This is a genomic window from Streptomyces sp. NBC_00310 (assembly GCF_036208085.1).
Classification (GTDB): Bacteria; Actinomycetota; Actinomycetes; order Streptomycetales; family Streptomycetaceae; genus Streptomyces.
In genome coordinates this window covers 4,658,023-4,672,179 of record NZ_CP130714.1, presented here as the reverse complement: position 1 = coordinate 4,672,179, position 14,157 = coordinate 4,658,023, and the positions used below count along the sequence as shown (strand labels likewise).

Sequence of the window (14,157 nt, the reverse complement as noted above, 5' to 3'; positions counted from 1 at the left end):
AGAGCCCGGCGTCGGGAAGCGGAGGCTTCCGGGCGCCGGGCTCCACCCGTCTCCGGGGGGGCGTGATCAGCAGGACGAGGTGATCAGCAGGAGGACGTGATCAGGGGGACGTGCTCTCGGGGGACGTGCTCGCGGGGGACGTACGTTTCAGCAGCACGTATCCCTGGATGACGCCTCGCAGCACGTACGCGTCCCGCGGATGCAGCTGACGGGCGAACGCGGGGACGTCCTTCACCCAGCCGGAGTTGTTGTTGAAGGCGATGTAGTCGGGCGCGAGCCCCTTGGCACGGCCGATCCAGAAGACGCGGCAGCGGGAGGTCAGCCGGCTGATGGGGCCGATGTTGGACTCGACGATGGCCCCGTCCGGGATGGTGTCCAGCAGCTTCTCCACGGCCCTGACACCGGCCGGGACGCGATAGGCGTCGGCCTTGGTGAGGCCGCCCAGCGGCAGCGCGGTCGTCAGCGCGAGCGCGGCCGCGAGGACGGCGGCGGGCAGATGGAGGGAGTACGAGCGCAGCCACGGGCGGGAGCTGTGGCGGGCGGCCGGGAGCGCGTCGACGAGCGCGAGGGTGACGATCGGCATCAGTACGGCGCTGTAGTGCCAGCTCGTGCTCCAGTAGTGCTGGTCGGAGGAGACGAACCGCCAGCCCAGGGTGGGGAGGACGGCGAGGAGGACCGGTGAGCGCAGGGCGAGCAGTCCGCTGGTCGGGATCAGCAGCCAGAGGAGGGTGCGGAGCTTGACGTCCGCGCCGTCGAGGGGGCCGGAGCCGCCGACCTTGGCGAGGTAGTCGGAGGCACCGGCGGTGTTGAAGGCCGGGATGACCATGGTGAACGTGAGCAGCGTGGCCGCCGCGCCGAACGACGCGACCGCGATGGCGTACGGCACCACCCGGGGCGAGCCGTGTCGACGGGCCCGTAGCGCGACGACGACCGCGATGGCCGCCAGCGTCAGCCCCTGGTCCTCCTTGACCAGCACCAAGGGGAGCGCCCAGAGCAGCGCCGACCGCCACCGCCGCAGCAGCAGCGCCTCCAGGGAGAACGCGATCAGCGGAACCGCGAAACAGATCTCGTGGAAGTCGAAGTCCACGGCGTTCTGCAGTCCCCACGACAGCCCGTACGCCGCGCCCAGCGCGAGCCCCCGGGCCCGCCCCAGCACACGCGTCGCCGCCCGGGTCACCGGTATCGCCGACAGCGCGAACAGCGCCGCCTGCGCGACGAGCAGCGTCACGGGGGACGGAAACACCCGGTAGAACGGCGCGAGCAGCACGGTGACCGGGCTGAAGTGATCCCCGAGGACGTTGTACCCCGGCCCCTTCAGCTCCACGATCGGTGCCTGGAGGTGCGCGTACGCACGCACCGTCTGCTCGAAGATCCCCAGGTCGTACGAACGGGTCCCCATCCGCAGGTACCGCCCGACCGACACCACGGCGTACGCCACGAACAGCACGACCGCCAGCAGGTAGGGCTCACGGCCCGCAAGGGGGAATCGCCGGTCACGGGGCGGGGCCGAGGCCGCGAACGGCCCCGGTATGAGCGACGGCGCCGACGGCTTCGTGGACGGGGCGCTCGGGACCATGGGTGCTCACGTTCGGCTGGGGGGCGGGGGCGGCGGTGCCTAGAAGGTTAGGCGGCCTGTGTGTGAGGGGGTGAAGCCCCTTGTTCTTTCAGGGGCGCGGGGAACTGCGCGATCAACCACGACGCTCCCGCACATACGAACAAACGCACAGGGACCGGGGGTCGAAGGGGCGCAGCCCCTGGATGGGGGCACCTCCCGCTCGAGCGAAGCCGAGAGCGAGAGTGGGGGAGGGACGGGCAGGGGCGGCGGGGGCGGGACAAAAGTCGTCCACACCCCCCACACCGCTCGTCGTACCCTGGAGACCCCCGGCCCGTCACACGAGTCCGGGCGTTCGTGTTGCCCCAGCAGCCCCACGAGCCAGCCCCAAGCCAGTAACCCCCCACCTTGCCCACCCGGACGGGAAACGCCCTCAATGAGCCTCCACGGTCTGCTAGACGCCGTAGTCAAGGACGCCCCCCTCGCGGAAGCGATCAGGGCGGCGTCCGACGGCCACCGCACCCACATCGACCTGGTCGGCCCCCCGGCGGCCCGCCCCTTCGCGGTGGCCGCCCTCGCCCGGGACGCCGGCCGCCCCGTACTCGCCGTGACGGCGACGGGCCGCGAGGCCGAGGACCTGGCGGCGGCCCTGCGCTCCCTGCTCCCCCCGGACGGCGTCGTGGAGTACCCGGCGTGGGAGACGCTCCCGCACGAGCGCCTCAGCCCGCGCAGCGACACCGTCGGCCGCCGTCTCGCCGTCCTGCGCCGCCTGACCCACCCGCGCCCCGACGACCCGGAGACCGGCCCGGTCTCGGTGGTCGTCGCCCCGGTCCGTTCGGTCCTCCAGCCCCAGGTCAAGGGTCTCGGCGACCTGGAACCGGTCGCCCTGCGCACGGGCGAGACGGCCGACCTGAACCGTACGGTCGAGGCGCTGGCGGCAGCCGCGTACTCCCGCGTCGAACTCGTCGAGAAGCGCGGCGAGTTCGCCGTACGCGGCGGCATCCTGGACGTCTTCCCGCCGACCGAGGAGCACCCCCTCCGGGTGGAGTTCTGGGGCGACGACGTCGAGGAGATCCGGTACTTCAAGGTCGCCGACCAGAGATCGCTGGAGGTCGCCGCGCACGGCCTGTGGGCGCCGCCCTGCCGTGAACTCCTCCTCACCGACGACGTACGCGCCCGCGCGCGTGCCCTCGCCGAACGCCACCCGGAACTGGGCGAACTCCTCGACAAGATCGCCGAGGGCATCGCCGTCGAAGGGATGGAATCCCTCGCTCCGGTCCTCGTCGACGACATGGAACTGCTGATCGACGTCCTGCCGAAGGGCGCCATGGCGATCGTGTGCGACCCGGAGCGGGTGCGGACGCGGGCCGCGGACCTGGTGACCACCTCGCAGGAGTTCCTGCAGGCGTCGTGGGCGGCGACCGCCGGAGGCGGCGAGGCACCCATCGACGTCGGCGCGGCCTCCCTCCGGTCCATCGCGGACGTCCGCGACCGGGCCCGTGAGCTGGACATGATGTGGTGGTCGGTGTCGCCGTTCGCGGCCGACGAGGAGCTTGAGGCGGACACCCTCAAGCTGGGCATGCACGCCCCCGAGACCTACCGCGGCGACACGGCCAAGGCCCTCGCCGACACCAAGGGCTGGCTCGCCGACGGCTGGCGCACGGTGTTCGTGACGGAGGCCCACGGCCCGGCCGCCCGCACGGTCGAGGTGCTCGGCGGCGAGGGCATCGCCGCCCGGCTGGCGGCCGACCTGAAGGAGGTCGCCCCGTCCGTCGTGCACGTGGCGTGCGGCTCGATCGACTACGGCTTCATCGACCCGTCCCTGAAGCTGGCGGTCCTCACCGAGACCGACCTGTCCGGACAGAAGGCCGCCGGCAAGGACGGCGCCCGGATGCCCGCCCGCCGCCGCAAGACCATCGACCCGCTCACCCTCGAAGCGGGCGACTACATCGTCCACGAGCAGCACGGCGTCGGCCGCTACATCGAGATGGTCCAGCGGACCGTGCAGGCCGCGACCCGTGAGTACCTGGTCGTGGAGTACGCCCCCGCCAAGCGCGGCCAGCCCGGCGACCGCCTCTACATCCCGACCGACCAGCTGGAACAGATCACGAAGTACGTCGGTGGCGAGGCACCCACGCTGCACCGCCTGGGCGGCGCCGACTGGACGAAGACCAAGGCGCGCGCGAAGAAGGCGGTCAAGGAGATCGCCGCCGACCTCATCAAGCTGTACAGCGCGCGGATGGCGGCGCCCGGTCACGCGTTCGGTGCGGACACGCCCTGGCAGCGGGAGCTGGAGGACGCCTTCCCGTACGCCGAGACGCCCGACCAGCTGACCACGATCGCCGAGGTCAAGGAGGACATGGAGAAGACGGTCCCGATGGACCGCCTGATCTGCGGCGACGTCGGCTACGGCAAGACGGAGATCGCGGTCCGGGCCGCCTTCAAGGCCGTCCAGGACGGCAAGCAGGTCGCCGTCCTCGTCCCGACCACCCTCCTGGTGCAGCAGCACTTCGGCACGTTCAGCGAGCGGTACTCGCAGTTCCCGGTGAACGTCCGGGCCCTGTCCCGCTTCCAGACGGACACCGAGGCCAAGGGCACGCTGGAGGGGCTGCGCGAGGGCGCGGTCGACATCGTCATCGGCACCCACCGCCTCTTCTCCTCCGAGACCAAGTTCAAGGATCTCGGCCTCGTCATCGTGGACGAGGAGCAGCGGTTCGGCGTCGAACACAAGGAGCAGCTGAAGAAGCTGCGCGCGAACGTGGACGTCCTGACGATGTCCGCGACGCCGATCCCGCGCACCCTGGAGATGGCGGTCACGGGCATCAGGGAGATGTCGACGATCACGACGCCTCCGGAGGAACGGCACCCGGTCCTGACCTTTGTCGGCCCGTACGAGGAGAAGCAGATCGGCGCGGCCATCCGCCGCGAACTGCTGCGCGAGGGCCAGGTCTTCTACATCCACAACCGGGTGGAGTCCATCGACCGCGCGGCTTCCCGGCTGCGCGAGATCGTCCCCGAGGCACGCATCGCGACGGCCCACGGCCAGATGTCGGAACAGGCCCTGGAGCAGGTCGTCGTCGACTTCTGGGAGAAGAAGTTCGACGTCCTCGTCTCGACGACGATCGTGGAGTCGGGCATCGACATCTCCAACGCGAACACGCTGATCGTGGAGCGGGGAGACACCTTCGGCCTGTCGCAGCTGCACCAGTTGAGGGGGCGTGTCGGCCGAGGCCGGGAGCGGGGCTACTCGTACTTCCTGTACCCGCCGGAGAAGCCTCTGACGGAGACCGCGCACGAGCGCCTCGCGACCATCGCCCAGCACACGGAGATGGGCGCGGGCATGTACGTGGCGATGAAGGACCTGGAGATCCGGGGCGCGGGCAATCTGCTGGGCGGCGAACAGTCCGGCCACATCGCGGGCGTCGGCTTCGACCTCTACGTCCGCATGGTGGGCGAAGCCGTCGCGGACTACCGCCGCCAGCTGGAGACCGGGGGGATCGAGGAGGAGCCGCCGCTCGAGGTCAAGATCGAGCTGCCGGTCGACGCGCACGTCCCGCACGACTACGCGCCGGGGGAGCGGCTGAGGTTGCAGGCGTACCGGGCGATCGCCTCCGTCAACACCGAGGCCGACATCGCCGCGGTACGCGAGGAACTCGTCGACCGCTACGGCAAGCTCCCCGAGCCGGTGGAGAACCTGCTGCTGGTGGCCGGTCTGCGCATGCTCGCCCGCGCCTGCGGTGTCGGCGAGATCGTCCTCCAGGGCGCCAACATCCGCTTCGCCCCGGTGGAACTGCGGGAGTCCCAGGAGCTCCGCCTCAAGCGCCTGTACCCGGGCACGGTCATCAAGCCGGCCGCCCACCAGGTGCTGGTGCCCCGCCCGAAGACGGCGAAGGTGGGCGGGAAGCCGCTGGTCGGACGGGATCTGCTGGGGTGGACCGGGGAATTCCTGGCTTCGATTCTGGGCTCGTGAGGGCGTAGGGGACGTTCGCCGGTCGACGGCGCCCGCCGTCCATCGCGGGCGCCCGCCGTCCATTGCTGTCGATCGCTGTCGATCGCTTGCGGAACGACCCGGCATCCGTACCGCGGCCCCGGCCGGAGAAGTCCGGTCGGGGCAGCCGCGGGCCGAACGTCAGGGCCGCGCGCGTGATCAGGCGCCGCGCTTGAACTGCTGGTTGGTGCCGCTGCCACAGCCCCACTGGATGAGCTTGGCGCCGTCGGCGGTGGACTTGTCCAACACGTCGAGGCACTTGCCGCTGCGGCGTGAGACGAGGCGGAGCCAGCCGTCACCGGCGTCCTGGAGCTGCCACTGCTGGTTGCTGCCGGTGCCGCAGGTCCACTGGATGATCGGGTTGCCGTCGGCGGTGGAGTTGTTGGCCACGTCGAGGCACTTGCCGCTGTGCCGGGCGACGACCTGGACGTATCCGCTGCCCATGTCCTTGAACCACCATGCCTGGTTCATGCCGCCGTTGCAGGTGTACTGGGTGATCTGGGTGCCGTCGTCCAGGGACCTGCTGGGCACGTCCAGGCACTTGTTGCTGTGGCGGGCGGTGATCGTCTCCCAGGGTCCGCCGACGCCGTCTACCTTCCCGGCCGCGGTGTCGACGTTGATCTGCGCGAACCAGTCCATGGTCATCGTGGTGTCGGTCGGGAACTCCAGCGGCAGCCACACGTACTTGGACGCGTTCACGTTCTGGTTGAAGGAGTTGCCCCAGCGGTCACCCATGTAGAGGTACTCGGTGCCCGAGCTGCCCTGCACGGGAAGGACGAACGTGGTCTGCGAGCCGTACGCGGTGGCGTCTCCGACGTTCTGCAGGGCGCCCCAGGTGCCGGTGATGCTGGAGGCGGTCGCGTACATCTGCTGGTTGGGCCGCCAGCCGGTGGCGCCGGAGGTGAGCAGGAAGTAGACGCCGTTGCGCTTGAACAGGGCGGGAGCCTCACGCAGTTGGCCGGGCCAGAGCAGCTGCACACGGGTTTCGACGGTGAGGTAGTCGGGGCTGAGGCGGTAGATGTGCAGGTCGCGGTTCTCGCGCGCGGCCGAGATCATGTAGCCGGTGCCGTCGTCGTCCGTGTAGACGGTGATGTCGCGGGACATGTGGCCCAGCGGGCGGAAGCTGCCCTGCCAGGTGTAGTCGCCGTCGACGGTGTCGGAGACGGCGACGGCGGCGCGGGCCTGGGTGTAGTCGGTGGCCAGCTCCTTGTGCATCCACATGACGAACTTGCCGGTGGACGCGTTGTACATGACCTTGGGGCGCTCGATGTTGGCCGAGGCGAGCTCCGGGTCGCTGGCCTGGGTCAGGACGTGGCGTCGGAACTCCCAGGTCTTCAGATCGGTCGAGCGGTACGCGGACACATACCGGAATGAGTTGTCCTCGTTGCGGTTCTCTCCGAACCAGTAGTAGTACGAGCCGACCTTGATGACGCCCCCGCCGTGCGCGTGCACGACGGCACCTGTGGTGTCCGTGAACTGGGTGGCGTTGGGGATGGTGACGGTGGCCGCGTGCGCGGTGCCCATCAGAAGGGTTTGCGGGAGGAGACCTATCAGCACGGCAAGCAGGAAGAGCCAGACACGACGCATCGGGGGTTCCATTCACGACAGGACAGCACGAGAACAACCAAAACCTGGCTGAAACCAACGTGCAGCATGAGAATGCTTGCGACAGATGCGTGTCAAGAGTGTGAACGTGTTGAATCGCGCGGATGTCATCCGGGCGCCGCAAAGTCCTGAATTATCCTGCCTGAACTGGCAAGTAGGTCGACCTGAGGCTGTGCGACGGGTCGAATACTCACGGAGGTCCGGTTCGCGGGATGTTTGGTCGAGTCGATTTCTGTTCGAAGTTTCGGCTCCCCGGCTTCGCGTTTCGGCCTCGCGTCCGGCATCCCCTGGGGTGAGCGGGTCCCGGCCGGCGATCCGTGAGTCGGCCGTCACGCCGGGGGACCGGCGACTGGGTGGCCGTGCGGGAGATCTCCTCCGGGTCCCGGGCGACCACGATCGCCGTCAGGTCTCCCGACGTACGCTGACCGACCATCTCCCGCACCTGGGGGCTACGGTGTTGAGCAGGGGAGACGGGGAACCCCACGCAGGACCGCGTGCGTGCACAGAACAGAGGAAAGGGGTGTCGCGTGGTGCGTCTGAGGGGTGGGGTCGCCGTCGTCGCTCTGGTGCTGGTCGCCGCGACCGGCTGCGAATTCGACAACACGGAGGGCTCGGCCGGACCGCGGGAGAGCCCCGGCGGGGGTGGCGGCGCCGCGTTCGCCGCCGCGGAGGCGCTGACCGTCAAGGGGCGGGCGCCCAAGACCGATTACGACCGCGGCGAGTTCGGCAGCCCCTGGGCCGACACGGACTCCAACAGCTGCGGCACCCGCGACGACATACTCAAGCGCGACCTGGACGACGTGAAGTTCCGGGCCGACGACTGCACGGTGGTCTCCGGGGTGCTCGACCCGGACCCGTACACCGGCGGTGACGTGCCGTACGTCCGGGGCCGCAGCAAGGTCGACGTGGACCACATCGTGGCCCTCTCCGACGCGTGGCAGAAAGGCGCCCAGCAGTGGGACGACAGCAAGCGCATAGCCCTGGCCAACGACCCGCTCAACCTCCTGGCGGTCGACTCCGGCACCAACCGCGGCAAGGGCGACGGTGACACGGCCACCTGGCTCCCGCCCAACAAGGCGTACCGCTGCACCTATGTGGCCGCCCAGGTCGCCGTGAAGACGAAGTACGACCTCTGGGTCACCTCCGCCGAACAGTCCGCCATGAAGCGCGTCCTGACCACCTGCCCCGACCAGAAACTGCCCACGGGCGGCAACCCGACCAAGGCCCCGGCCCGCTTCCACGCGGACTGAGGTGGTCGCGGTGCCGCCCGGCGGGAGGGTGCGTCAGCCGAAGTCCTTGTCCAGGTCGATGATCTTGCCCTTGGGGGCCTCGGCCGGGACGGGCTTGTTGTAGTCGGTCAAGGTGAGGTCGCTCGGCTCGTCGGCGGACTTGCTGACGACCCGCAGGAGGTACGGCTTGCCGTCGGTGGCCACGTACAGGGTGTAACGGTCCTTGCCGTCCTTCTCGTTGAGGACGATCGCGGGGGTGCCGTCGACCTTGGCGGCCTTGCCGCGCGTGGCGTCGGAGTTGACGTCCTTGAAGTCGGCGAGCACGGTGTCGAGGTCGCAGAAGCTCGCGATGTCCTTGGAGTCCTCGGCGGTCGCGGACGTCTTGGTCCACTTGCCGGCCAGCATGTCGACGAGCATGTCGGCCTCCTCCTTGGACGAGTCCTTCGACTGGGCCCGCACGAACGCCTCGTCGTACTTCATGTAGATGGTGTCGTCGACCTTGACCAGCTCGGCCTCGCCCTCGCCGTTCATGCTCAGCGTGCCGGCGCAGTCGCCTTTCTTGTTCATCGCTATGTCCATCTGGACCGTTTCCCCGGAGCTGTCCTCGCCCTCGCCCTTCATCCGGAGCGATTCGGCGTCCGAGGTGGCCTTCACGGCCTTGTTGGCGATCTCGCCGCCGGTCAGCCCGGCGAACGGGCCCTTCGGCTCGTCCTTGTCCCCGGGCAGGCAGCCGGTGAGCGAGAAGGTGGCCGCGGCGGCGATGCAGAGAGCGGCGAGTGCGGTGCGACGCATGGGAGTTCCCCCCTGGGAATCGGTGGTGAAGCGAGAAGTGAGCGGTGTCGTCGGGTGGTTGGTGAGCTGTGGCGTCAGTACGCGCGGGTGGCGAGTACGTCGCCCCAGGAGTCGTGAACCGTGCCGCTGTCACGCGCGCCGTGCTTCCGGTGGAGCAGACCGACCGCCGCCGCGTTCGGCGCGAGCTGGGTTTTCATCCCCATGGCCGTGTTCCTCCCCCGGTGTGTGACAGCGCAGCCGACGTGTGACCACCCGGATCGGGCGGTCCGTCGTTCGATGGGTCAATGACAGCAGAGCTTGTGAACCGAGTCAACACGGTTCACAAAGTCGAGCGTGTACACGGCGTGTATGGGTAGATCTTGCGTGCGTCGGTATGCTCGACGTCACACCACCAGGTACGAGGGGAGCCGGGCGCGTGCAGGGGAACGGGACAGAGGTCACGGCCGCGGACATCGCGCGGCTCGCCGGGGTGGGTCGCGCCGCCGTCAGCAACTGGCGGCGACGGCACGCCGACTTCCCCAAACCGGTCGGCGGCACCGAGACCAGCCCGGCCTTTTCGCTCGCCGAGGTCGAGGAGTGGCTGCGCAACCAGGGCAAGCTCGCCGAGGTGCCCCTGAAGGAACGCGTCTGGCAGCAGGTCACCGGCCATCCGGAGGGCCCCGTGACCGCCCTGGTGCACGCGGGCTGCGCGCTGCTCTACCTCCACGACCGGCCCCTGGCCTGGCTGGAGTTGAGTGCCTGCCCCGACGACGGGCAACTCGCCCGGATTCTGCCCGAGCCGCTCTGGCACGTCCTCACCCCGCGCTTCGGCCTGGTCCGCGAGCCGGCCGTGCCGCACCCGACCCCCGCCGAGTTCCTGCCCTCGATCCCGCTGCTGCGCGGCGCCACCGAGCTCGCGGCCGACCTGGGCGCGCGCCAGACCTTCGAGTTCCTGCTCGCCCGGCACCTCGACGCCAACCCGCGCCAGTACACGCTCACTCCGGGCGAGCTCGCCGAGCTGATGGCCGAACTCGCCGGGCCCGCGCGCTCGGTGCTCGACCCGGCCTGCGGCACCGGCGCCCTCCTGCGCGCCGTCGCCCCGCGGTCCGGCCAGGAGCTGTACGGCCAGGACAGCTCCAGCGACCTGGCCGCCCTCACCGCGCTCCGCCTCGCCCTGCGCGGCAAGAGCACCATCCGCACCGCCCCGGGCGACAGCCTCCGCGCGGACGCGTACGAGCACCTCAGGGCCGAGGCCGTCCTGTGCCACCCGCCGTTCAACGAGCGCAACTGGGGCCACGACGAACTCGCCTACGACCCGCGCTGGGAGTACGGCTTCCCGGCCCGTACGGAATCCGAACTCGCCTGGGTGCAGCACGCGCTGGCCCGCCTGGAGGACGGCGGCACCGCCGTGCTGCTGATGCCGCCGGCCGTCGCGAGCCGCCGCTCGGGGCGCCGTATCCGCGCCGACCTGCTGCGCCGGGGCGCCCTGCGCGCCGTGATCGCGCTGCCGGTGGGCGCGGCACCGCCGTACAACATCCCGCTGCACCTGTGGGTGCTGCGCAGGCCCGGTAAGGCGCCCGTGCCACCGGAGTTGCTGCTCGTCGACACCGGGCGGCTCGTGCCCGAGGGACGGAGCGGGGTGGACTGGACGGCGGTGCGCACCGCCGTGCTCGACGCCTGGCGGCCCTTCGACCGGGAGGGCGAGGTGACGGAACAGCCGGGGCTCAGCCGTTCGGTGCCGGTCATCGACCTGCTCGACGACGACGTGGACCTGGCCCCCGCCCGGCATCTGCCGCCCCCGGCCGCGGGCGGCGGCGCCGAGGAGCTGACCGCCGTACGCGAACGCCTCGGCGAGACCCTGCGGCTGACCGCCGACCTCGCGCCCCCGGTCGCCGACGGGGTGGAGACCGCGCGCTGGCCCCTCACGACGGTCGGCGAACTCGCGCGCGGGGGAGCCCTCATGCTGCGCACGGGCGGGAGCGGCCCCCACGCGCGCGTGCTCACCGATCACGACGTCCTGGCCGGCACGGCCCCCTCGGGAACCCTGCCGGAGACCGGTGAGGACCCCGTGCTCGTGGAGCCCGGCGACGTCGTCGTCCCCGTCCTGGGCGGCGGCGGGGTCGCCCGGGTGATCGACGAGGAGACCGCCGGCGCAGCCCTCGGCCGCAACCTCACGCTGCTGCGCCCCGACCCGGCCGCGCTCGACGCGTGGTTCGTCGCCGGCTTCCTGCGCGGCACCGCCAACAGTCGCCAGGCCAGCAGCTACGCCTCCACCGCGACCCGCCTCGACGTACGCCGCCTCCAGTTGCCCCGGCTTCCCCTGGACCAGCAACGCCGCTACGGCGAACGGTTCCGCGCCCTGGCCGCCTTCGAGGCCGCCCTCCGCCAGGCGGGCCGCCTCGGCGAACGCCTGGTGCGCGGCATGTACGACGGACTGACGGACGGTACGGTCGCCCCGGACTGAGGCGGCGGACCTCGTGGTCAGGGCGGCCCGGCACCGCCAACTCCCTCCACGATCCCGTCTACCGGACGGAACCGCTCCGCCTCGGGCGGCGTGACCAGCACTGCGGTACTACAACGGTTGTCCACAACCCTGGACGTCATGTCGTGATCGACCGATACCCTCGGGACGACATCGCAACTCGCTCTCACCAGGCCCTCAGGAGCAGCCATGCACGGCCACGGCTACGCGCCGACACCGCCCCCCGGCCCCGATCAAGGGGGCCAGGTCACACTCCGTGTGATCTTCGTGGTGGTCGCGGTCATGAGCTGTGGCCTGCTCGCCTGGGCGTGCCTGCTGCGGCTCGCCTCGGTGACCCGCAGGACCCTGGACTGGTGGCTGTTCGCCCTCGCGGTCGTCCACATCGTCGCGACGCTGTACATCATCGGCACCGACCCGGGCGAGGAAGAGTTCACCACCTGGCGCGGCGACGTCGGCATGTCGATGCTGTTCGGCGGCCTGATCGCGATCGTCGCGTACTACCTGGCCGCGGACATACGCCACTCCAGCCGCTCCCGGACGGCCCCGCCGTCGCCGTACGCCCAGACCACGGGGTACGCGCAGCAGACCGGGTACAGCTACCCGCCGGTCCAGGTCCCGCAGCCCTACACCCCGGCCCCGCCGCTCCCGCAGCCGCCCGTTCAGCACCAGCCCCCGCAGCCCCCGCAGCATGCGCAGCCGCAGCCCGGGCCGGAGCCGCAGCGCCCCGGGCCCGCCCGCATAGACCAGGTGCGCGCCGAGCTCGACGAGCTCAGTGACTATCTGCGCAACCACGAAGGAGACCGGTGATCCAGGGGCAGGGGACCGGACGCCTGATCACCGGCCGCTACGAACTGTCCACGCTCATCGGCCAGGGCGGCATGGGACAGGTGTGGACGGCGTACGACCAGCGCCTCGACCGGCGCGTGGCGGTCAAGCTGCTGCGCCCGGACAAGGTCGCGGGCCAGGAGGCCGACGAGCTGCGCCGCCGCTTCGTGCGCGAGTGCCGCGTCACGGCCCAGGTCGACCACCCCGGCCTGGTGACCGTGCACGACGCCGGCAGCGAGGGCGAGGAGCTGTTCCTCGTCATGCAGTACGTCGACGGGGCCGACCTCGCCGACCACCTCGCCGAGCACGACCCGTACCCGTGGCAGTGGACCGTCTCGGTCGCCGCCCAGCTGTGCGCCGTGCTGTCCGCCGTGCACGCGGTACCGATCATCCACCGCGACCTCAAGCCGCGGAACGTCATGGTCAAGCAGGACGGCACCGTCACCGTCCTCGACCTCGGCGTCGCCTCCGTCATGGACACCGACACCACCCGCCTGACCCACACCGGTTCGCCCATCGGCAGCCCCGCCTACATGGCCCCCGAACAGGCCATGGGCGGCGCGGTCGGCCCGTACACCGACCTGTACGCCCTCGGTGTGCTGATCCACGAACTGCTCAGCGGGAACGTCCCGTTCACGGGCTCCACGGCCCTCGGCGTCCTGCACCGCCACCTCTACGAGCCGCCGGTCCCCGTCCGCCGACTGCGCCCCGAGGTGCCCGAGAACCTGGAGGCCCTGGTCCTCCGGCTGCTCTCCAAGGACCCGCAGCACCGCCCGTCCTCCGCGCAGGAGACGTACGAGCAGCTCCTCCCGCTCCTCCCCGCGCGCGGTATGCCCACCGGCTCCCCGCTCGACCCCACGCGCCCCTTCCTGCGTCCGCACGCCCCCTGGCCGGACCGGGCCCGCATACCCGCGCCGCAGCCGTCGGCCGCGCCCGACCCCGCGCCCGCGGCCGACAAGCCCGACGTGGCCGGCGCCGTGGACGAGGTCAAGCGGCTCCTCGGCGAGGGCCGCATCACCCAGGCCGTCGACATCCTCGGCGCGATCCTCCCGGCCGCCGCCGCCCAGCACGGTGAGCACTCACCGGTCGTCCGCACCCTGCGCAAGCAGTACGCGGCCACCCTCATGGACGACGGCCAGTACCGCCGCGCCCTGCCCGAGCTGCGCCGCCTCGCCGACGAGCGCGCCACCGAGGCCGGCCAGGCCGACACCCAGGCGCTGCGCTTCCGCTACGACTCCGCCCAGTGCCTCGAACAACTCGGCGAACCGGCCGCGGCCCTCGCCGAGTACCGCTCGCTGCTGCCGTACTACGAGAACCAGTACGTCGGCGGCGACCCCGAACTCTCCCTCGACGTCCGCCGCCGCATAGGCCACCTGCTCCTCGCCCTCGGCGACCGCGGCGCCGCCCACGAGACCCTCGGCCGCCTGCTGCTCGATGTGGAACGGCTGCGGGGGCCGGGCCATCCGCTGGCGGGCGAGGTCCGGCGCACGCTGCAGTGGCTGGGGCAGGTGCGCGGCTGACACGGGCGGCCGATCCTGGCCATGGTGGGACAAAAGGTGCGACGGTCGCCGCCCGGCGCCGCGCGTGGGCCGGTGGTGGCTCGGTCCCGGTACGACGGTGCCCGAAGTCGGCGTGAATCGTTGGTCGAATGGCTGGCCGAGAGCAGGGCCACTGCCTACCATCGATCACCGCAAGACTTTGTGCA

At 71.0% G+C, this 14,157-nt stretch carries 9 protein-coding genes; 5 read left to right on the top strand and 4 right to left on the bottom strand.

The window, feature by feature from the left end; genetic code table 11:
• Positions 1-100 precede the first annotated feature (100 nt).
• Complete coding sequence (locus tag OG202_RS20390) at positions 101-1,576, bottom strand: DUF2079 domain-containing protein (protein ID WP_328223250.1); 1,476 nt, start codon at positions 1,574-1,576, stop codon at positions 101-103.
• 412 nt (positions 1,577-1,988) lie between these two features.
• Between OG202_RS20390 and mfd the strand changes: the two genes are divergently transcribed.
• Positions 1,989-5,522 carry a transcription-repair coupling factor gene (gene mfd / locus OG202_RS20385; RefSeq protein ID WP_327729362.1) on the top strand — a complete coding sequence of 1,178 codons (3,534 nt, stop codon included), beginning with the start codon at positions 1,989-1,991 and terminating at the stop codon, positions 5,520-5,522.
• Positions 5,523-5,699: 177 nt separating this feature from the next.
• Here the strand turns inward: mfd and OG202_RS20380 are convergent, their stop codons facing one another.
• Entirely contained in the window at positions 5,700-7,127 is a 1,428-nt protein-coding gene (locus OG202_RS20380; protein WP_326582269.1) for an RICIN domain-containing protein, read from the bottom strand.
• Positions 7,128-7,672: 545 nt separating this feature from the next.
• Here OG202_RS20380 and OG202_RS20375 point away from each other — a divergent pair.
• On the top strand, positions 7,673-8,395 hold the full coding sequence (locus OG202_RS20375) for an HNH endonuclease family protein (protein WP_326582270.1): 723 nt from the start codon (positions 7,673-7,675) through the stop codon (positions 8,393-8,395).
• A gap of 33 nt (positions 8,396-8,428) precedes the next feature.
• On the opposite strand, the gene OG202_RS20370 is transcribed toward OG202_RS20375, so the two are convergent.
• On the bottom strand, positions 8,429-9,166 hold the full coding sequence (locus OG202_RS20370) for a hypothetical protein (protein ID WP_327729363.1): 738 nt from the start codon (positions 9,164-9,166) through the stop codon (positions 8,429-8,431).
• Positions 9,167-9,240: 74 nt separating this feature from the next.
• On the bottom strand, positions 9,241-9,369 hold the full coding sequence (locus tag OG202_RS20365; RefSeq protein ID WP_326582272.1) for a hypothetical protein: 129 nt from the start codon (positions 9,367-9,369) through the stop codon (positions 9,241-9,243).
• 212 nt (positions 9,370-9,581) lie between these two features.
• Here OG202_RS20365 and OG202_RS20360 point away from each other — a divergent pair, with 212 nt between their 5' ends.
• The 3 genes from OG202_RS20360 to OG202_RS20350 all read left to right on the top strand — a co-directional run bounded on the left by OG202_RS20360 (position 9,582) and on the right by OG202_RS20350 (position 13,972).
• Positions 9,582-11,609 (top strand): N-6 DNA methylase, encoded by a 2,028-nt coding sequence (locus OG202_RS20360; protein ID WP_328223249.1) that lies wholly within the window; start codon positions 9,582-9,584, stop codon positions 11,607-11,609.
• A gap of 207 nt (positions 11,610-11,816) precedes the next feature.
• Complete coding sequence (locus tag OG202_RS20355) at positions 11,817-12,434, top strand: hypothetical protein (RefSeq protein ID WP_327729365.1); 618 nt, start codon at positions 11,817-11,819, stop codon at positions 12,432-12,434.
• Positions 12,435-12,478: 44 nt separating this feature from the next.
• Entirely contained in the window at positions 12,479-13,972 is a 1,494-nt protein-coding gene (locus OG202_RS20350; RefSeq protein ID WP_326585790.1) for a serine/threonine-protein kinase, read from the top strand.
• Positions 13,973-14,157: the final 185 nt, after the last annotated feature.

Bases quoted from the DNA above. Each gene is read 5' to 3' on its own strand.
- OG202_RS20390 (WP_328223250.1), bottom strand. From the start codon at position 1,576: ATGGTCCCGAGCGCCCCGTCCACGAAGCCGTCGGCGCCGTCGCTCATA.
- mfd (WP_327729362.1), top strand. From the start codon at position 1,989: ATGAGCCTCCACGGTCTGCTAGACGCCGTAGTCAAGGACGCCCCCCTC.
- OG202_RS20380 (WP_326582269.1), bottom strand. From the start codon at position 7,127: ATGCGTCGTGTCTGGCTCTTCCTGCTTGCCGTGCTGATAGGTCTCCTC.
- OG202_RS20370 (WP_327729363.1), bottom strand. From the start codon at position 9,166: ATGCGTCGCACCGCACTCGCCGCTCTCTGCATCGCCGCCGCGGCCACC.
- OG202_RS20365 (WP_326582272.1), bottom strand. From the start codon at position 9,369: ATGGGGATGAAAACCCAGCTCGCGCCGAACGCGGCGGCGGTCGGTCTG.
- OG202_RS20355 (WP_327729365.1), top strand. From the start codon at position 11,817: ATGCACGGCCACGGCTACGCGCCGACACCGCCCCCCGGCCCCGATCAA.